Annotated in this window: 14 protein-coding genes; 3 read left to right on the top strand and 11 right to left on the bottom strand. The window is 67.4% G+C overall.

Annotation, left to right across the window (positions count from 1 at the left end):
• Positions 1-119: 119 nt before the first annotated feature.
• Positions 120-1,760: a M28 family peptidase gene (locus tag RTQ83_RS18045; RefSeq protein WP_312517422.1), complete on the bottom strand. Its 1,641-nt coding sequence runs from the start codon at positions 1,758-1,760 to the stop codon at positions 120-122.
• A gap of 145 nt (positions 1,761-1,905) precedes the next feature.
• On the opposite strand from RTQ83_RS18045, the gene RTQ83_RS18040 reads away from it, so the two are divergent.
• Positions 1,906-2,307 carry a putative quinol monooxygenase gene (locus tag RTQ83_RS18040; protein ID WP_312517420.1) on the top strand — a complete coding sequence of 134 codons (402 nt, stop codon included), beginning with the start codon at positions 1,906-1,908 and terminating at the stop codon, positions 2,305-2,307.
• A 4-nt stretch (positions 2,308-2,311) separates the two neighbouring features.
• Here the strand turns inward: RTQ83_RS18040 and kdpE are convergent, their stop codons facing one another.
• The 10 genes from kdpE to RTQ83_RS17990 all read right to left on the bottom strand — a co-directional run bounded on the left by kdpE (position 2,312) and on the right by RTQ83_RS17990 (position 15,304).
• Positions 2,312-3,004, bottom strand: a complete 693-nt coding sequence (kdpE, locus tag RTQ83_RS18035; RefSeq protein ID WP_312517417.1) for a two-component system response regulator KdpE — start codon at positions 3,002-3,004, stop codon at positions 2,312-2,314.
• Positions 3,001-5,757, bottom strand: coding sequence for a DUF4118 domain-containing protein (locus RTQ83_RS18030; protein ID WP_312517415.1), 2,757 nt, complete (start codon positions 5,755-5,757; stop codon positions 3,001-3,003). Before RTQ83_RS18030 ends, kdpE begins: the two co-directional genes overlap by 4 nt.
• Before the next feature lie 3 nt (positions 5,758-5,760).
• Positions 5,761-6,369, bottom strand: coding sequence for a potassium-transporting ATPase subunit KdpC (gene kdpC / locus RTQ83_RS18025; RefSeq protein WP_312517412.1), 609 nt, complete (start codon positions 6,367-6,369; stop codon positions 5,761-5,763).
• A gap of 21 nt (positions 6,370-6,390) precedes the next feature.
• Positions 6,391-8,508 (bottom strand): potassium-transporting ATPase subunit KdpB, encoded by a 2,118-nt coding sequence (gene kdpB / locus RTQ83_RS18020; RefSeq protein ID WP_312517410.1) that lies wholly within the window; start codon positions 8,506-8,508, stop codon positions 6,391-6,393.
• 3 nt (positions 8,509-8,511) lie between these two features.
• Positions 8,512-10,284: a potassium-transporting ATPase subunit KdpA gene (gene kdpA / locus RTQ83_RS18015; protein ID WP_409456125.1), complete on the bottom strand. Its 1,773-nt coding sequence runs from the start codon at positions 10,282-10,284 to the stop codon at positions 8,512-8,514.
• Entirely contained in the window at positions 10,284-10,373 is a 90-nt protein-coding gene (gene kdpF / locus RTQ83_RS18010; protein ID WP_290416660.1) for a K(+)-transporting ATPase subunit F, read from the bottom strand. The genes kdpA and kdpF overlap by 1 nt, the downstream gene beginning before the upstream one ends.
• 209 nt (positions 10,374-10,582) lie before the next feature.
• Positions 10,583-11,368 carry a TorF family putative porin gene (locus tag RTQ83_RS18005; RefSeq protein WP_312517400.1) on the bottom strand — a complete coding sequence of 262 codons (786 nt, stop codon included), beginning with the start codon at positions 11,366-11,368 and terminating at the stop codon, positions 10,583-10,585.
• A 149-nt stretch (positions 11,369-11,517) separates the two neighbouring features.
• Positions 11,518-12,525 carry an ADP-glyceromanno-heptose 6-epimerase gene (rfaD, locus tag RTQ83_RS18000; RefSeq protein ID WP_312517397.1) on the bottom strand — a complete coding sequence of 336 codons (1,008 nt, stop codon included), beginning with the start codon at positions 12,523-12,525 and terminating at the stop codon, positions 11,518-11,520.
• A gap of 42 nt (positions 12,526-12,567) precedes the next feature.
• Positions 12,568-13,590 carry a lipopolysaccharide heptosyltransferase II gene (waaF, locus tag RTQ83_RS17995; protein ID WP_312517394.1) on the bottom strand — a complete coding sequence of 341 codons (1,023 nt, stop codon included), beginning with the start codon at positions 13,588-13,590 and terminating at the stop codon, positions 12,568-12,570.
• 100 nt (positions 13,591-13,690) lie between these two features.
• Entirely contained in the window at positions 13,691-15,304 is a 1,614-nt protein-coding gene (locus tag RTQ83_RS17990; RefSeq protein ID WP_312517391.1) for an ABC-F family ATP-binding cassette domain-containing protein, read from the bottom strand.
• A 227-nt stretch (positions 15,305-15,531) separates the two neighbouring features.
• Here RTQ83_RS17990 and RTQ83_RS17985 point away from each other — a divergent pair, with 227 nt between their 5' ends.
• Both RTQ83_RS17985 and RTQ83_RS17980 read left to right on the top strand, forming a co-directional pair.
• Positions 15,532-15,936, top strand: coding sequence for a DUF2946 domain-containing protein (locus RTQ83_RS17985; protein ID WP_312517388.1), 405 nt, complete (start codon positions 15,532-15,534; stop codon positions 15,934-15,936).
• Between the two features lie 130 nt (positions 15,937-16,066).
• Complete coding sequence (locus RTQ83_RS17980; RefSeq protein ID WP_312517385.1) at positions 16,067-18,220, top strand: TonB-dependent receptor; 2,154 nt, start codon at positions 16,067-16,069, stop codon at positions 18,218-18,220.
• Positions 18,221-18,227 lie beyond the last annotated feature (7 nt).

The raw sequence follows: 18,227 nt of genomic DNA, 5'->3' as shown, positions 1-18,227 counted from the left end.
TCCACTTGATCAAAAAAGCTGTCCGACTAAACGGGGTCAGTTCACTTCGCGGGAAGTCATTGCTGCCAGTGGCAGGAATGACGGAGCAAAGGTTACGGGCTCACGGTTACGCACTTCGCTCAGCGCTTGACGCTGCCGAACGGATCGCCCTTCTTCCAGGTCGGCATCGCCGGCGCATTCGCCACCGCATAGCCCAGGTTCAGCGTAAACTGCGCCTGCTGCACCATCCCCGACAGATCCCACTCCGGCCGGTACTCGTCGCTTACCTGGTGGTAGTGGTTCTTGAAGCCCTTCATGTTGGCGCTCGAGTCGTGCTGGTGATGCTCGAACTCGAAGTGGCCGTCGCCCGAGAACACGGCCGAGCCCACGTTGAACGCCGGTACGCCGGCCTTGGCGAACGCGAAGTGGTCGGCGCGGAAGTAGGCGCCCGACATGTCGGGCGTGCCTGGCGCCAGCTTCAGCCCCATGCCCTTGGCCACCTGGCCGGCAGTCTCGTACAGGCTGGAACGCTCGGCGCCCGGCACGCCGATGTCCCTGGTGCGGCCCACGAAGTTCAGGCTGTCCAGGTTCAGGTCGGCCGCGGTCTGCGCCAGCGGCACTACCGGATTCTTGACGTAGGCGGCGGCGCCCAGCAGGCCCTGCTCTTCGGCCGCCGGCCACAGGAAGATCTGGGTGCGGCGCGCCGGCTTCTTGACCGCTTCGGCAGCCATCGCCAGCAGCGCGGCGGTGCCGGAAGCGTTGTCGATGGCGCCGTTGTAGATGCGGTCGCGCTTCGGATCCTTCCTGGTGTCGCCGTCGTCCTCGTCGATACCCATGTGATCCCAGTGCGAGGAATACACCACCGCCTGTTCCTTGAGTTTGGCGTCGCTGCCCGGCACGATGCCGATCACGTTGAACTGTTCGACCGCACGGATCTTCGAACGCAACTCGACGTGGGTGGCGACTTTCAGGTCGACCGGGCGGAAGTCCTTGCGTTCGGCTGCCGCGCGCAACTTGTCCAGGTCGTGGCCGCCGGCCGCGAACAGCTGGCGCGCCATGTCTTCGGTGAACCAGCCCTCGACCGGATTGCCCGGCCCCTTCAGGCCGAAGCGCTCGTGCGAGAAGCCGTTGGCCGGCACGCTGAACGGATACGAGGCCGACGGCGTGGTGTGGATCAGCATCACGCCGGCCGCGCCGCGGCGCGCCGCTTCTTCATATTTGTAGACCCAGCGCCCGTACCAGGTGTAGGCCTTGCCGGCGAAGCGGTTCGGTTCCTCGGCGGTGGGTTGCGGGTCGTCGACCATCATCACCAGGATCTTGCCCTTGGCGTCCAGGCCCTTGTAGTCGTCCCAGCCTTCTTCCGGCGCGGTCACGCCGTAGCCGACGAACACCAGCGGCGCGTCGAACGAGATCGCTTCCTTGCCACTCTTGGTGCCGAACACGATGTCCTTGCCCACGGTCGGCTTGATGGTCTTGCCGCCGGCGCTGAAGGTCATGCCGCCGTCGATCATCTTGCTGCCTTCGATATCGACCTTCTGGCGGTAGCCGCCGCCCGGGATCTGCTGCAGGCCGATCAGGGCGGCCTGGGTCTCGAGGTAGCGCACCGTCAGGTCTCCGCCGCGCTGGCCGGTGCCGCGGCCTTCGAGCAGGTCGTCGGCCAGGAACGACAGGTGGGCGCGCAAGGCGGTTTCGGAAACGGCGGACGGCTGCTGCGCATGGGCGGCGCCGGACAGGGTCAGTACTGCGGCTGCGGTGGCGAGGGCAAGGGTGTTGGGTCGCATCGAAGTCTCGGGAAGGTCTCGGTGATGGATGGAAGGATCATCTTAACCCAGCGTGCGTGGACGGTGGCGAGGTCGTTGCCTAAGTATCTATACCTAGTGTTTCGAACGGCATATACTGTTTGGATCCTCAGAAGGAGACGCCATCATGGCCGTATCGCGCCGCACCGCCGTGACCGCGCTGGCAGCCCTGCCGCTGTGCGCGGCGCACACCGCACCCGTCCTCACTACCAGAACGAAGGAGCCACACCGCATGTACGGATTGATCGGAAAAATGCGCGCCCAGCCGGGCCAGCGCGACGCCCTCATCGCCATCCTGCTGGAGGGCACGGCCGGCATGCCGGGCTGCCTGAGCTACGTGATCGCGAAGGATGCGAGCGATGCGGACGCACTCTGGATCACCGAAGCGTGGGACAGCCAGGACAGCCACAAGGCATCGCTGGCGCTGCCGTCGGTGCGCGATGCGATCGGCAAGGGACGGCCGCTGATCGCGGGCTTCGGCGAACGGTTCGAGACCGAACCGGTGGGTGGACAAGGCCTGGCGCGCTGATGCCCTACCCCAGCCACAGGCGGTAGCCGACCCCGGTCTCGGTCAGGAAATGGCGCGGCTGCGCCGGATCGGCTTCCAGCTTGTGGCGCAGATGCCCCATGTAGATGCGCAGGTAATGTCCGCTCTCGGCATGCCCCGGTCCCCACACCGCGCGCAGCAGCTGCGGATTGGTCATCACCCGCCCCGCGTTCGCGACCAGCACCGACAGCAGCCGGTACTCGGTCGGCGTCAGGTGCACGTGCTCGCCCGCGCGCGTCACCGAACGGTCCTGCAGATCCACCGCCACATCGCCGAAGCGCACCACGCCATCGCCGCCGGCGGCCGGCTGGCGCTGGCGGCGCAGGGTGGCGCGCACGCGCGCCAGCAGTTCGCCGGTGCCGAACGGCTTGGTCAGATAATCGTCGGCGCCGGCATCCAGTGCCCGGATCTTTTCGCCTTCCGCCACGCGTGCCGACAGCACGATGATCGGCACCGCCGACCATTTGCGCACGTCCTGGATGAAGTCGATGCCGTCGCCGTCGGGCAGGCCGAGGTCGAGCACGATCAGGTCGGGGCGGCGTGTGCCGGCGTCGATCAGGCCGCGGTTGATGCTGCCGGATTCGTGCACCTGCCAGCCTTCCTGCTCCAGGGCAGCGCGCACGAAGCGGCGGATCTGCGGCTCGTCCTCGACCAGCAGGGCGCTTGGGGTATCGCTCATGATTCTTTTTCGGTGGATGGAACAGGCGTCAGTGTATCCAGTTCAGGAAGGCTCGGCGGCGTCCCGCTCGGCAGCGAGAACGTGAAGGCGGCCCCGCCCAGCCTTGACGCGGTGGCACGGATCTCGCCGCCGTGCGCCTCCACGATGGCGCGGCAGATCGCCAGGCCCAGGCCGACGCCGGGCAACGCCGACTCGCGCTCGCCGCGCGTGAATTTTTCGAAGATCGCTTCTTCGCTGCCGGCGCGCAGGCCCGGCCCGTCGTCGCTGACGGTGACGTCGACCCAGTCGCCGCGCTGGGCGGCCATGATCTCGATGCGCGAACCGTCGGGCGTGTACTTGGCCGCGTTCTCGAGCAGGTTGCACAGCACGCGCTCGACCAGCACCGCGTCGAACTGCACCAGCGGCAGGCCGGGCGGCAGGCGCACCTCGATGCGGTGGCGGCGCAGCGCCGCGCCGCAGGCACGCAGGGCCGAGCCGACCACTTCTTCCAGCGCCTGCCACTCCAGGTTGAAACGCACTTCCCCACTTTCGATGCGCGCCATGTCGAGCAGGTTGGCCACGAGAGTACCCATGCGTACTGCTTCGTCATGCAGCGCCTGCGCCAGCTCCTGCGATGTGGCCGGCAGCGCGTCGCCGCGCAGCAGCGACTCGGACAGGCCGACCAGCGCGGTGAGCGGCGTGCGCAGGTCGTGCGAGAGCGCCGCCAGCAGCGAATTGCGCAGGCGTTCCGACTCCATGTTGACCAGCGCCGCCTGCGCCACCTCGACGTAGTGCACGCGCTCGAGCGCGATCGCGGCCAGCGCGGCCAGCGCATCGAGCTGGCGATGCTGCTCGGGCGACAAGCCCCAGCTGCCGCCTACCGGCTCGATCGCCAGCACACCGCGCGTGCGCATCGGCGCCACCAGCGGCAGGTAAAACAAGGGACTGGCGGGCAGCGTGTCGGTACCCAGGCCGGCCGCCTGCGCATGGTCGTAGGCCCACTGGGCGACGCCGCTGTCGACATACGGCGGCGCTGCGCCGCCCGGACTGCCGTCGTCCAGCGGCGGCATGCCGAGCCGCCCCTGCGCATCGGGCACCAGCAGCGTGGCGCGGGCGCCGAACGCGTTCTGGATCACGGCGCGGCTCGACTCGAACACCTGCGACGCCACCAGCACGCCGGAGAGCTCGCGCGCGAATTCGTACAGCGCGCGCACGCGCCGCTCGCGCTCGGCCGCGATGCGCGCCTGGAAGCGCAGGCCGGCGGTGAGATGACCGGTGATGAGGCCCACCGCCAGCATCACGCCGAAGGTGACCAGGTACTGGAAATCGGATACCGCCAGCGTGAAGCGCGGCGGCACGTAAATGAAATCGAAGCAGGCCACGCCGACGCAGGTGGCGGTGACCGAGGGCGCGCGTCCCAGCCGCATCGCCACCAGCAGCACCACCAGCAGGAACAGCATGGCGATGTTGACCAGGTCGAAGCGCCCGTGCAGCGGCGCAGCGAGGGCCGCGGCCAGCAGGCTGGCGCCGGCGGCCCAGGCATGCGCCGTCAGCGGCGCGCGCGGCGTCGCCGCGCCGGCTGCGCGCGTCTCGGCTGCCGGCAGCGGCACCGCAGGCAAGCCGATCTCGATCAGGTCGATGCCCGGCGCGCGGCGCGCCAGCTGGCGTCCGATGCGCGGGGCGAAGCGGCGGCGCCAGGCTGCGTGTAGGCCGGTGTGGGCGCGGCCGAGCGCGATGCGCGACAGGTTGTGGTCGCGCGCATATTCCAGCGTGCCGGCGGCGACGTCGTCGCCTGCCAGTACGGCAGTGGTGGCGCCCAAATCCTGCGCCAGTTTCAGGGTATCGGTAACGCGCGCGCGTTCGCGCTCGGGCAGGCGGCCCAGGCGCGGGGTCTCGACGTACACCGCGTGCCAGGCGGTGCCCAGCTGCGAAGCGATGCGCGCGCCGCTCCTCACCACGTGTTCGGCGTCCGGTCCCGGTCCGACGCACACCAGCAGGTTGGCGCCGGTCTTCCAGATCGCGTCGATCGACTGCGCCTCGCGCCAGGCGCGCACGTCGCCCTCGACGCGGTCGGCGGTGCGGCGCAGCGCCAGTTCGCGCAGCGCGATCAGGTTGCCCTTCCTGAAAAAATTGCCGGCGGCGCGTTCGGCCTGCAAGGGCTGGTAGACCTTGCCCTCCTTCAGGCGCGCCAGCAGCGCGTCGGCCGGCAGGTCGACCATCACCACCTCGGCGGCTTCGTCGAACACGCCATCCGGCACGGTCTCGGAGACGCGGATGCCGGCGATGCCGCCCACCACGTCGTTCAGGCTTTCGAGGTGCTGCACGTTCACCGTGGTGAGTACGTCGATGCCGGCTTCCAGCAGTTCCTCGACGTCCTGCCAGCGCTTGGGGTGGCGCGAACCGGGCGCGTTCGAATGGGCCAGCTCGTCGACCAGGATCACCGAAGGCTGGCGCGCCAGCGCGGCGTCGAGGTCGAATTCCTCGAGCCGGCGGCCACGGTGGTCCACTTGCCGGCGCGGCAGCACTTCCAGGCCCTCCAGCAGGCGCGCGGTTTCTGCCCGCCCATGCGTCTCGATGATCCCGACCAGCGGCGCCCTGCCGTCAAGCTGCAGCTTGTGCGCCTCTTCCAGCATGGCGTAGGTCTTGCCGACGCCGGCCGAGGCGCCGAAGTAGATGCGCAGGCGTCCGCGCGCGGCGCGCCGCTCCTGCTCGCGCATCTGCGCCAGCAATGCGTCGGGGTCGGGTCGCCGCTGTTGGTAATCCTCTTGGGGCATGGTTCAGCGAGTATGCCCGGTTTCGGGCGCGCCAGCTACTCCAGCCTCCTTGTCGAGGTCCAGATTCAGGGCCAGCACGTTGACGCGCGGTTCGCCGAACAGGCCGAGCGCGCGCAGCTGGGTGTGGTGCTCGATCATGGCTTTCACGCGCTCGGGCGACAGGCCGCGCGCGCGCGCCACCCGCGCCGCCTGGTAGCGGGCGCCGGCCAGGCTGATTTCGGGATCGAGGCCGCTGCCGGATGCGGTGACCAGATCGACCGGCACCGGCGCCGTGTTGCCCGGATCGGCCGCACGCAGCGCGGCGACGCGGCCCTTGACCACTTCCTGCAGCGCCGGATTGAGCGGGCCCTGGTTCGAGCCGCCAGAACCACCGCCATTGTTCGGCATCGGGCCGGTGGCCGACGGACGGCCCCAGAAGTAGCCGGGGGCGGTGAATTGCTGGCCAAGCAGAGACGAACCCACTACCTGGCCGTCCTTTTCGATCAGGCTGCCGTTGGCCGCCGCAGGAAACGCGGCCTGGGCGATGCCGGTGACGGCGAACGGATACAGCACGCCGCAGATCAGGGTGAGTACCGCGAACAGCACGAGCGCGGGACGAAGAATCGATTGCATGAGAACTCCTTGGGCTTAGGCTTAGGCCAGGTTGAATGCGGCTAGCAGCATGTCGATCAGCTTGATGCCGGCGAACGGCAGCAGCAGGCCGCCCAGGCCATAGATGAACATGTTCCGGCGCAGTAGCGAAGCGGCGCCGATGGCGCGGTAGCGCACGCCGCGCAGCGCCAGCGGGATCAGGAACACGATGATCAGGGCATTGAAGATCACCGCCGACATGATTGCCGACGACGGGCTGGTAAGCTGCATGACATCCAACGCCTTGAGGCTCGGGTAGGTCGCCACGAACATCGCCGGCACGATCGCGAAGTACTTGGCGATGTCGTTCGAGATCGAGAAGGTGGTGAGCGCGCCGCGCGTCATCAGCATCTGTTTGCCGATCTCGACGATCTCGAGCAGCTTGGTCGGGTTCGAATCCAGGTCGACCATATTGCCGGCCTCCTTCGCGGCCTGGGTGCCCGAGTTCATCGCCACCGCGACGTCGGCCTGGGCCAGCGCCGGCGCGTCGTTGGTGCCGTCGCCGGTCATCGCCACCAGCTTGCCTTCGTTCTGGTAGCTGCGGATCAGGGTCAGCTTGTCCTCGGGCGTCGCTTCGGCCACGAAGTCGTCCACGCCCGCTTCGGCCGCGATGGCAGCCGCGGTCAGCTTGTTGTCGCCGGTGACCATCACGGTCTTCACGCCCATGCGGCGCAGTTCAGCGAAGCGCTCGCGGATGCCGCCCTTGACCACGTCCTTGAGTTCGACCACGCCCATCACACGTGCGCCGTCAGCCACCACCAGCGGCGTGCTGCCGCGGCGCGAAGCGTCGTCGACGCTGCGCTCGACGTCCAGCGGCCATGGCTGGCCGAGCGACTCCACGTGTTTGCGGATGGCGCTTGCCGCGCCCTTGCGCAGCTTGCGCGCGCCCAGATCGACGCCGCTCATGCGGGTCTGCGCGGTGAACGGCACGAACACGGCGCCGAGCGGCTCCATCGCGCGTTCGCGGATATTGAAGCGCTTCTTGGCCAGCACCACGATGCTGCGCCCTTCCGGCGTCTCGTCGGCCAGCGAGGCCAGTTGCGCCACGTCGGCCAGTTCTTCTTCCTTCACGCCCGGCGCCGGCAGGAAGGCGGCGGCCTGGCGGTTGCCGAAGGTGATGGTGCCGGTCTTGTCCAGCAACAGCACGTCGACGTCGCCGGCCGCTTCCACCGCGCGGCCTGAAGTGGCGATGACATTCGCACCCATCATGCGGCTCATGCCGGCCACGCCGATGGCCGACAGCAGGCCGCCGATGGTGGTCGGGATCAGGCACACCAGCAGCGCTACCAGCGCGGTGATGGTCACCGGCGAGCCGCTGCCCGCCGCCTGCACCGCGAACAGCGAGAACGGCAGCAGCGTCACGGTGACGACCAGGAACACGATGGTCAGCGCCACCAGCAGGATGGTAAGCGCGATCTCGTTCGGCGTCTTTTTACGCGCCGCGCCTTCGACCATGCCGATCATGCGATCCAGGAAGGTCTCGCCCGGATTGGCACTGACGCGCACCACCAGCCAGTCGGACAGCACGCGGGTGCCGCCGGTGACGGCGCAGAAGTCGCCGCCCGATTCGCGGATCACCGGTGCCGATTCGCCGGTGATGGCGCTTTCGTCGACCGAGGCCACGCCGTCGATCACTTCACCATCGACGGGAATCACGTCGCCCGCTTCGACCAGGAAGAACATCCCTTTGCGCAGGTCGGTCGAGGCGGTGTTGTGCCAGGCCGCGCCATGGCCCGGCGCGTCGAGCTTCTTGGCCATCACGGTCTGGCGCAGGTTGCGCAGCGACGCCGCCTGCGCCTTGCTGCGGCCTTCGGCCAGCGCTTCGGCGAAGTTCGCGAACAGTACCGTGAACCAGAGCCAGACGGCGGTGGCCAGGATGAAGCCTGCCGGCGCTTCTCCGTTGCCCATCAGCGCCTGCACGTACAGCAGCGTGGTCAGGATGCTGCCGATGTAGACGACGAACATCACCGGGCTGCGCAACTGCGTGCGCGGGTTCAGCTTGCGGAAGGCGTCGACGATCGCCGGCTTGAAGAGGCTCGCATCGAACAGGGTCAGCGAACGGCGTGCGCCCTGGGTTTGCGCCTGGGCTTGAGATTGGACTTGCGGAATCGATTGATCCATTTTTTATTCTCCGAACAGCTGGAGGTGTTCGACCACCGGACCGAGGGCCAGGGCCGGGACGTAGTTGAGCACACCGACCAGCACGACGACGGCGGCCAGCATGCCGATGAACATCGGGCCGTGCGTCGGCAGCGTGCCGGAGGTGACCGGCAGGCGCTGGCGGCTGGCGAGCGAGCCGGCGATCGCCAGCACCGGCACGATCACGGCGAAGCGGCCGAACCACATGGCAAGGCCCAGCAGCGAGTTGTAGAACGGCGTGTTGGCCGACAGGCCGGCGAAGGCGCTGCCGTTGTTGTTGGCGGCGGAGGTTACCGCGTACAGGATCTCGGAGAAGCCGTGCGCGCCCGGATTGGCCACGCCGACGGTGCCGCTGCTTGACGTGACGGCCAGCGCGGTACCGAGCAGCACCAGGCATGGGGTCACCAGGATCACCAGCGCCGCCATCTTCATCTCGTAGGCCTGGATCTTCTTGCCCAGGTATTCCGGCGTACGGCCGATCATCAGGCCGGCGATGAACACCGCCAGGATCGCGAACACCAGCATGCCGTACAGGCCCGAGCCGACGCCGCCGAAGATCACTTCACCGAACTGCATCAGCACCATCGGCACCATGCCGCCGAGCGGCATGAAGGAATCGTGCATGGCGTTGACCGCGCCGCACGACGCGGCCGTGGTGACCACCGCGAACAGGCTCGAGGCGGCGATGCCGAAGCGGGTTTCCTTGCCTTCCATATTGCCGCCCGACTGGAACTGGCTTGCGGCGGCATCGACACCCAGTGGCGTCAGCAGCGGGTTGGCCTGCTGCTCGGCGGCGTAGGCGGCCAGGCAGGCGACGACGAACAGCAGCGTCATGGTGGCCAGCACCGCCCAGCCCTGGCGGATGTCGCCCACCATGCGTCCGAATGCGAAGCACAGCGCGGCCGGGATCAGGAAAATCGCGATCATCTGCGCGAAGTTGGTCAGCGCGTTCGGATTCTCGAACGGATGCGCCGAGTTGGCGTTGAAGTAGCCGCCACCATTCGTGCCCAGCATCTTGATCGCTTCCTGCGAAGCGACGGGGCCCATCGGGATAGTCTGGGTTTCTGCTCGTGCCTCGGTTGCGGGCGCGCCGTCGGTGCCGGGCACCGAATAGGTGACCGGCTCCAGCAGCTTCGCATCGACGTGGCTGGAGAAGTTCTGCACCACGCCTTGCGCCGACAGGAACACGGCCAGCACGATCGACAGCGGCAGCAGCACATACAAGGTCGAGCGCGTGACGTCAACCCAGAAGTTGCCGATCGACGCGCTCGACCTGGCCGCGAAGCCGCGGATCAATGCGAACACCACGGCGATGCCGGTGGCGGCCGAGAAGAAGTTCTGGCAGGCCAGGCCCAGCATCTGGGTCAGGATACTCATGGTCTGCTCGCCGCTGTAGCCTTGCCAGTTGGTGTTGGCGACAAAACTGATGGCGGTGTTGAAGCTGGAGTCGGGGCTGACGTTGGCCATCCCTTCCGGGTTGAGCGGCAGCGACGCCTGGACCCGTTGCAGCAGGTAGACGAACAAGGCGCCGACCGCATTGAATGCGATCAGCGCGATGGCGTAGGCTTTCCAGCCTTGTTCTTGCGTGGCGGCGGGACCGGCCAGACGCAGCAGGCCGCGCTCGACGCGCGCGCCGATGCCACCGGCGCTGTCATTGGCAGGACGGCTGGCGACGCGCGCCATCAGGGCGCCGAGCGGCCACGCCAGCGCCAGCAGGACGGCCAGGAAGGCGGCGAGGAGCAGGAGGAAGTCGGTCATCACAGATCCTCCGGCTTGAACAGCGCCACCAGCAGGTAGACAAGGAGCGCGGCGGCGGCCAGGCCACCGACGAGATAGGAGAGAGTCATGGCTTGCTCCCGAGGCGTGCGCAACCCACGACCAGCAGCCAGGTCAGGAGGATGAACACGAGGAGCGCGCCGATAAAGATGAAGTCCATGGACGTTCGCTTTCAGCGTTGTTGTTGTGGATTCGAGCGTAGCGGCATCACCCTAAAGATGGGATAAAAAGCGGGCGACACCGCGTAAACAGGATGTAAACGCAGGCCTGGATCGGGCGCTCAGAAGGTGCGGCTGACGCTCAGGACCAGCGCGTCGCGGCCGGTGAACTTGCCGTTCTTCGGCGAGGCATACGCGCTCTCGCTGGCGTTGGTGCCGATATAGGCCAGGGAGACGGTGGCGATCTCGAACTGGCGGCTGACGCCGATCTTCCAGTCGGTGTAGTCGGCCGCTTCGTTGTTCTTCACCTTCTGGTGGCCGGCGTGCAGCTGCACCGTCAGGCCGTTACCGGCATCCAGGTTGGCGCCGATGTCCAGGTAGCCGCTGTTCTCGCTGTCGACGAAGCCGAACAGGTTGGTCGTGGCGTGCGAGTACTTGACGTAGGCCGGGCCGTAGCCAAGTTGGCCGTAGACTTCGGTGGTGTGGGCGCTGACGAAGCCAGGTACCTGACCAAGCTTGTTGTCCGGGTAGAAGTAGCGCAGCACACCGACGTCGTACGACAGGCCGGGCGAGAGTTCGCCGCGCTTGCCGCCGTAGACGTCGATCTCGACCTCGCCATCGCCGCCCGCGTCCTTGGCGAACTTGATGGTCGAACCCCAGGCGCCCACGTACCAGCCGCTGGCATGCACGTAGTCGGCGCCGCCCTGCAGCGCGGGCTGCAGGCGCGTCTGCGAGATGCCGCGGTAGCGGTAGTCGGAGATGGCGGTGGCGTTCCAGCTGAACGTCGATGCCGGTGCGACGACAGGCTCGGTGGCCTGCGCTTCGGCGCCCATCTGGGCGTGGGCGGTGCCCGCCATGGCGATGGCGGCGGCCATCACGGCGAGACGCGCTTGAATCGGTGCTTTCATGTTTCCCTGCTCGTGGTTGTTGTTGAAACCATGCGGCGAGGGACGCCGCATGGAGCACGAGCAGGTTAGCGATTCAGGCGTAAAAAGTTGGTATAAAGGCCGGGCCGAGGTGTAAACGCGGTGTATGCGAGGCGTTGGGTTGGCGGCGGTCAGCGTTGCGGTTGCGCGCGCAGCCAGTCCATGTACTTGGCCACGCCGGTGGCGACATCGGTGAACGGCGCGTCGTAGCCGGCCGCGCGCAGCGCCGAGATGTCGGCCTGGGTGAAGCTCTGGTACTTGCCCTTCAGTTTGTCCGGGAACGGCAAGTATTCGAGCAGGCCCTGGTCCAAGATCTGCTGCAGCGACAGCGGCGCGTTGCCCTCGTTGGCCAGCGCATTGACCGTGGCCACCGCCAGGTCGTTGAACGGCTGCGCGCGGCCGGTGCCGAGGTTGAAGATACCGCTTTGCTCCGGGTGATCCAGGAAGAACAGGTTGACCTTGACCACGTCTTCGACGTAGATGAAGTCGCGCATCTGGGCGCCGGCCTCGTAGCCGTCGTTGGCGCCGAACAGCTTGACCTTGCCGTCTTTCTGGAACTGGTTGAACTGGTGGAACGGCACCGAGGCCATGGTGCCCTTGTGCCCTTCCAGCGGACCATAGACGTTGAAGTAGCGCAGGCCCACCACCTGGCTGCCGGCGTCCTTGCCCTTGCTCTGCCAGTAGCGGCGCAGGTACTGGTCGAACAGGAATTTCGAGTAGCCGTAGACGTTCAGCGGGCGCTCCAGCGGACGCTCTTCGCGGAAAGTGGTGCCGGCGCCGTACACGGCGGCCGACGAGGCGTAGATGAAGGGGATGCCCTGGCGCTGGCAGAACTCGAACAACGCGACCGTGTAGTCGTAGTTATTCTTCATCATGTAGCGGCCGTCCATCTCCATCGTGTTGGAGCAGGCGCCCTGGTGCAGCACGGCGCTGAACTTGTTGTCGAATTCGCCGGCCTTCAGGCGCACCAGGAAGTCTTCCTTATCCGCGTAGTCCGCGATCTCGGCGTCGACGATGTTGTGGAATTTTTCGGGACGCGACATATTGTCGACCGCGAAAACGGAAAACGGCTGGCGGCTTGAGAGCGCGTGCACCAGGTTCGCGCCGATGAAGCCTGCTGCGCCTGTGACCAGAATCATGGGATGTCCTCTTCGATATTCAATGGAGCGGCCGCGCGCGGATTACGCTGCGGCCAGCATGGGTTGCAAGGGCTGCCACACGGCGCTCGGCAGGATCTGCTTCATGCAGTTCTGGTGCCCCAGCGGGCATTCGCGCTGCTGGCACGGCGAGCATTCGATGTGCAGCCACAGGATCTGCGCCAGTTGCGACAAGGGCGGCGTGTGGCGCGGGTCGGTGGGGCCGTAGATCGCCACCACCGGGCGACCCAGCGCGGCGCCGATGTGCATCAGGCCAGAATCGTTAGTGACCACCGCGGCGGCCTGCGAGATCAGGGCGATCGCCTCCGACAACGAGGTGGATCCGGCCAGGTTGTGCGCCTGCGGCACGATGGCGGTGATCTCGTCGCACACGGCGCGGTCTTTCGGGGAGCCGAGCAGCAGTATCTGGGCGTCCGGACGGTTGGCCAGGATGGTCTGCGCCAGTTCGGCGAAGTAGGACGCCGGCCAGCGCTTGGCCGGGCCGAATTCGGCGCCGGGCGCGAAGGCGACGTACACGCCGCTCGGCAGCTGCAGGCGTTCGATCGCGGCCTGCGCTTCGCCATCCTTGACCGCCATCCTTGGCTCCGGCAGGCGTTCGGGCCGCGCCAGATGCCGCACCGGTTCGTCGGCCAGCGCCTGGTAGAACTGCGCCATCGGACGCGGCGCCGTCTTGTCGTCGTGGTGCATCACGTTGACCAGGCCATAGCGCATCTCGCCCTTGTAGCCGACCCGCTTCGGGATCCCGGCCAGCCAGGGAATCAGGGCGAACTTGAGGGTATTGGGCAGCACGTAGGAATCCGCATAGCCGCGCGCTTTGAGCATTTTCGCGAACGCCTTGCGTTCCTTCCACTGCAGCGAACCGTGCTTGAACGGCGACTCGATGACGGTATCGACTTCCGCCATCGCGCGCCACACCGGCGCCACCCAGGTCGGCGCCAGCACGTCGATCGGACGATCCGGGTGGTGCTCCCTGAGCCGGCGCAGCAGCGGCTGGGCCATGACGGCGTCGCCGATCCAGTTCGGGGAGATGACAAGGGTGCGCTGCATGGTGTGGTCTGGCGTTGGTTGGCTGCGATATGGTCCGGGTCCGGCCCCGGCGGGCCGCAATCCCCGATTATAGCAATCGAATACGGGGCCTGCGGAGCGTTCAGCATTCCTCCAGGCGCCAGCCGGCGTCGGTGGCGCGCAAGCGATGGGTCAGCTCCACGCGCTCCAGAAAGACGCGGTCGTGCGAGACCAGCACCAGCGCGCCGCCGTAGGCGCCCAGCATCGCTTCCAGCGCGCCAAGGGACGCCAGGTCGAGGTGGTTGGTCGGCTCGTCGAGCAGCAGCAGGGATGGCGGCGGATCGGCGTACAGGGCGCAGGCCAGCGCCGCCTTAAGGCGCTCGCCTCCGCTCAGCTGCCCGCTCGGCTGGTTCACCAGGCGCGCGTCCAGGCCAAGCTGCACCAGCCAGGTGCGCAGCATGTCCTGGCCGGCGCTGCGGTTCACGGCCAGCAGCTGGTCGAGCGTCGAACGCGCCGGATCGAGGGTGCTCAATTGCTGGTCGAGATAGGCAACGTCCGGCACCAGGCTGCGATGGCCCGCGACCGGGTCGAGCCGTCCGGCGAGCACCTTGAGCAGGGTCGACTTGCCGCAGCCGTTGGGGCCGACGATGGCGATGCGCTGGCGTCCGTCCAGGTGCAGATCGATGCGCCCGAGCGGCGGCGCTACATAGGGCAGCGTCACCGCCTCGAGTTCGGCCACGCGGCGCTGGGCCGGCTGCGCACCGGATACGACGTGGATGCGAACGGCACTGTCCTGATCCGCCTGGCGCGCCGCATCCTGCACCCGCGCCAGGCCCTCGCCGCGGGCGGCATCGTGCAGGCGCTGCAAGCGACCGGCACTGCCCTCGCTGCGTTCCCTGGCGCGTCCCAACAGGATGGCGGCCTGGTTGGCGTCCTTGCCGCTGCGGTTGCCGTGCGCCTGGCGCCGTTCCTGGCGTTCGCGCTGCTCGCGCCGCGCCTGTTCGTCGCGCTTGAGTTCCAGGCGCGCATGCGTCAGGGTCTGCTGCGCGCTGTCCTGTTCATGCCGGCGTGCCTGCTGGTAGAAGGTGTAATCGCCGCCGTAGCTGCGCAGGCCGTGCGCCGACAGTTCGACGATGCATTCCATCTCTTTCAATAGTTCGCGGTCGTGGCTGATCACCAGCAGGCCTTTGTTCCATTCGCGCAGCTGGGCGATCAGGGCCTGGCGGTGCACCGCATCGAGGTGGTTGCTCGGCTCGTCGAGGATCAGCATGTCGGGCTCGGACAGCATGGCGCCGGCCAGCGCCACGCACATCGCTTCGCCGCCACTGAGAGAAGCAACCGGCGTATCGAGCACCACCCCGCCCAGCCCTTGCCGTTCGAGCGCCTGCTGCAGGCGTGCAGCGATGTCCCAATGCTCGCCAACGGAGTCGAAGTCGGCGGCATCGACGCTGCCGGCCTCGATCCGCGCCAACGCGCGTGTGATGGAGGCGATGCCGGCCAGCTCGGCGACCGAGTGCGCACCACAGTCACCGGCTTGCTGCGACAGGTAATGGACCGAACCGCGTCGCGTGCAGCGGCCGTGCGTCGGCGTCAGTTCGCCCGCAAGCAGCCGCGCCAGCACCGACTTGCCTGCGCCGTTGCGGCCGACCAGGCCCGTCCGGCGCGCGTCGGATTGCCAGGTGAGATCGGAGAACAGCGTCCTGCCGTCGGGCAGGATGAAGGAGACGCCTTCCAGCGTCAGAAGTGGATTCGTCATGTAAATTTTTCCATAGGATGCCCGAACGCTTCCCGCTGTTGGCTGGGAAGAGGAAGAAGAACCGTCATGGACGGCGGCATCGGGGAAAAATTACACTGAGGTCTCCGGCGGGAATCGAACCCGAATGGTAGCAACGACAACAGGGCATGACAAGTAGCGGCGCCGCGCCGTGTGGACAAATTGCCCACCCGTGCGCGCCCTTGTACTGCCGACGCTATAATTTTGCCATGCATACGCTCCGCACAACGCGCGTCTTTTATGGCTGGACCGTCCTGGTGGCGTTCCTGTTCGGCCTGATCGCGCCCGCGGTTTCACAGGCGATGCCGCACCACGCACCAAAGGCGGACCTGTCGTACATGACCGAGATCTGCAGCGCCAGCGGCACCCGCCACGTGATGGTGCTGGCCGACGATGGCGCGCATGACAGCATCCCCGCCGTGCCGGACATGTCGCACTGCGACCTGTGCTGCCCGCAGCACCACGCCTCGCTGGCGCCCCCGCCGCACCTGACGCCGGTGCTGGTCCTGGATCAGCAGCGCGATGCCTACCCTCCCCTGTTCTACCACGCACCCAGCCCGCAGTTCGCCTGGTCGCCCACGCAGTCGCGCGGGCCGCCGTCTTCGCTTTCCTGATCCCTTCGCAGGTTTCCGGCGCGCTCGCACCGGAACCCCTTGACCACTGCCGCCCGCAAGCACGCATCGTGCGCTGCGCCGGTACACCTGCGCGACGCCGCCATCGAACCGTCGCGCTCCAGGAAGCATCATGAAGACACGTTGTACCCATCCGCGCACCCGGCTCGCCTTCGGCATCGCCTGCGCCCTCGGCGCCTGGCAGGCGCAGGCCCAGACCAGCGGCGCCATCCCCACCGTCGAAGTCAGCGCCGAAGCCCCACGCGCGGACGGCCTACTCAATCTCGATACGGTGACTGACACCGGCAGCCGCCTGGGCCTGAGCGCGCGCGAAACGCCGGCCACGGTCACCGTGGTCGACCGCGGCATCATCGACGTGCGCGGCGCCGCCGACACCCAGGAAATCCTGCGCGCCATCCCCGGCGTCACCGCGCACAGCGCGCCGGGCAATATCGGCGTCAGCTACCGCGGCTTCGGCAGCGGCTCGGTGAGCCAGCTGTTCAACGGCATCAACGTCCAGTATTCGATCGCGGCGCGGCCGGTGGACAGCTGGATCATCGACCGGGTCGAGGCGATCGGCGGGCCGTCCAGCTTCCTGTTCGGCTCCGGCGCGGTAGGCGGCTCGATCAACTACGTCACCAAACTGGCCGAGCGGCGTGACTTTTCAGAGGCGCGGCTGCGCCTCGGGTCCGATCAGTTGAAGGAAGCCTCGGCCGGCATCAACCGCCAGGTGGGCGACAACCATTACGCGCGCATCGACGTCAACCACCGCGACGGCGGCAACTGGACCGACGGTACCGACAGCCGCTCGACCCAGCTGGCGGCGTCGCTGCGTTCCGACTTCGGCGGCGGCTTCACCCACGTGCTGGCCTACGAATACCAGGAAGAAGACGTCGACCGCCCCTACTGGGGCACGCCGCTGCGCAACCCGGTTGCCGGCCGCCTGCAGATCGACGAAGGCACGCGCTTCAAGAACTACAACAGCCAGGACGGCGTCTACGACCAGCGCGTCAACTGGCTGCGCTCGGTCGCCGGCTGGAAGGCGAGCGACGCGCTGCAGTTCACCAACACCTTCTACGTGTACGATGCGCTGCGCGACTACCGCAACGTCGAGACCTACCGCTTCAACCCGGGCAATACGGCAGTCATTCGCTCCGCCGCCCTGCTCCAGCGCCACGACCAGCGCCTGGTGGGCGACCGCATCGATGGTCTGTACAAGGGCCGCATCGGACAGCTGCGCAGCGACTGGGCCTTTGGCCTGGACTACAGCGTCAACAAGCAGACTCGCTTCCCGAACAGCCTGTCGGCCACGGTGAGCACGGTCGACCCGTACGACTTCGTCACCGAGCGCTTCTTCGACGTGCCGGGAATGACGCCGGGCTTCCGCCCCGATCGCGACAACAAGGTCACCACCACCGCGCTGTACCTGGAAAACCGCACCTTTCTATCGCCGGCACTGAACCTGGTGACGGCGCTGCGCCACGAGCGCATCGAACTCGATCTGACCAACCGGCGCGACGTCACCGCCGCCAGTCCGGCCACCTTCTCGCGCCGCTATTCGCCGACCACCGGCCGCGTGGGCCTGGTGTGGGACGTGGCGCCGAACATGAACCTGTATGCCACCTACGCCACCGCCGCCGATCCGCCGTCGGGAGTGCTCTCTACCGCCTCGTTCGCGGACGTGACCAACAACAGCGAACTGACCACCGGACGCCAGTTCGAAGCCGGCACCAAGCTCGATTTCTGGCAGGGCAAGGGTATGGCGACGCTGGCCGCCTACCACATCACCCGCAAGAACATCGCGACCCAGGATCCGGACAACAGCCTGCTCACCATCCTGGTGGGCGAGCAGTCGGCGCGCGGTGTGGAACTGGCGGTCGGCCTGCAGCCGACCCGCCAGCTCTCGGTGCAGGGCAACTTCACCTATGTCGATGCCGAGTACGAGAACTACCGCCAGGGCGGCGTCTCGCTGGCCGGCAAGACGCCGAACAACACGCCGTCGAACGTCGCCAACCTGTGGCTGTCGTACGCCTTTACGCCCGCGCTGCAGGCGCACGTGGGCGTGCGCCGCGTGGGCAAGGTGTATGCGGATGCGGCCAATACCCAGACCTGGCCGGACTATACCTTCGTCGACCTGGGCCTGAGCTACCAGGTCAACCGCAATGTGTCGGTGGTCGGGCGCGTACGCAACGCCACCGACCGCCTGTATGCGGCCAACGTGACCAGCACCATGGCCTATCTCGGCGCGCCGCGCACCGCGGACGTGTCGCTGCACCTAGCCTTCTGACGGGAGC

The sequence above is a fragment of the Massilia sp. genome (assembly GCF_031995545.1).
GTDB lineage: Bacteria > Pseudomonadota > Gammaproteobacteria > Burkholderiales > Burkholderiaceae_D > Telluria.
This window is presented reverse-complemented; position numbering and strand designations above follow the sequence as displayed.

Coding starts and splice junctions, on each gene's coding strand:
- RTQ83_RS18045 (WP_312517422.1), bottom strand. CDS start 1,760: ATGCGACCCAACACCCTTGCCCTCGCCACCGCAGCCGCAGTACTGACC.
- RTQ83_RS18040 (WP_312517420.1), top strand. CDS start 1,906: ATGGCCGTATCGCGCCGCACCGCCGTGACCGCGCTGGCAGCCCTGCCG.
- kdpE (WP_312517417.1), bottom strand. CDS start 3,004: ATGAGCGATACCCCAAGCGCCCTGCTGGTCGAGGACGAGCCGCAGATC.
- RTQ83_RS18030 (WP_312517415.1), bottom strand. CDS start 5,757: ATGCCCCAAGAGGATTACCAACAGCGGCGACCCGACCCCGACGCATTG.
- kdpC (WP_312517412.1), bottom strand. CDS start 6,369: ATGCAATCGATTCTTCGTCCCGCGCTCGTGCTGTTCGCGGTACTCACC.
- kdpB (WP_312517410.1), bottom strand. CDS start 8,508: ATGGATCAATCGATTCCGCAAGTCCAATCTCAAGCCCAGGCGCAAACC.
- kdpA (WP_409456125.1), bottom strand. CDS start 10,284: ATGACCGACTTCCTCCTGCTCCTCGCCGCCTTCCTGGCCGTCCTGCTG.
- kdpF (WP_290416660.1), bottom strand. CDS start 10,373: ATGACTCTCTCCTATCTCGTCGGTGGCCTGGCCGCCGCCGCGCTCCTT.
- RTQ83_RS18005 (WP_312517400.1), bottom strand. CDS start 11,368: ATGAAAGCACCGATTCAAGCGCGTCTCGCCGTGATGGCCGCCGCCATC.
- rfaD (WP_312517397.1), bottom strand. CDS start 12,525: ATGATTCTGGTCACAGGCGCAGCAGGCTTCATCGGCGCGAACCTGGTG.
- waaF (WP_312517394.1), bottom strand. CDS start 13,590: ATGCAGCGCACCCTTGTCATCTCCCCGAACTGGATCGGCGACGCCGTC.
- RTQ83_RS17990 (WP_312517391.1), bottom strand. CDS start 15,304: ATGACGAATCCACTTCTGACGCTGGAAGGCGTCTCCTTCATCCTGCCC.
- RTQ83_RS17985 (WP_312517388.1), top strand. CDS start 15,532: ATGCATACGCTCCGCACAACGCGCGTCTTTTATGGCTGGACCGTCCTG.
- RTQ83_RS17980 (WP_312517385.1), top strand. CDS start 16,067: ATGAAGACACGTTGTACCCATCCGCGCACCCGGCTCGCCTTCGGCATC.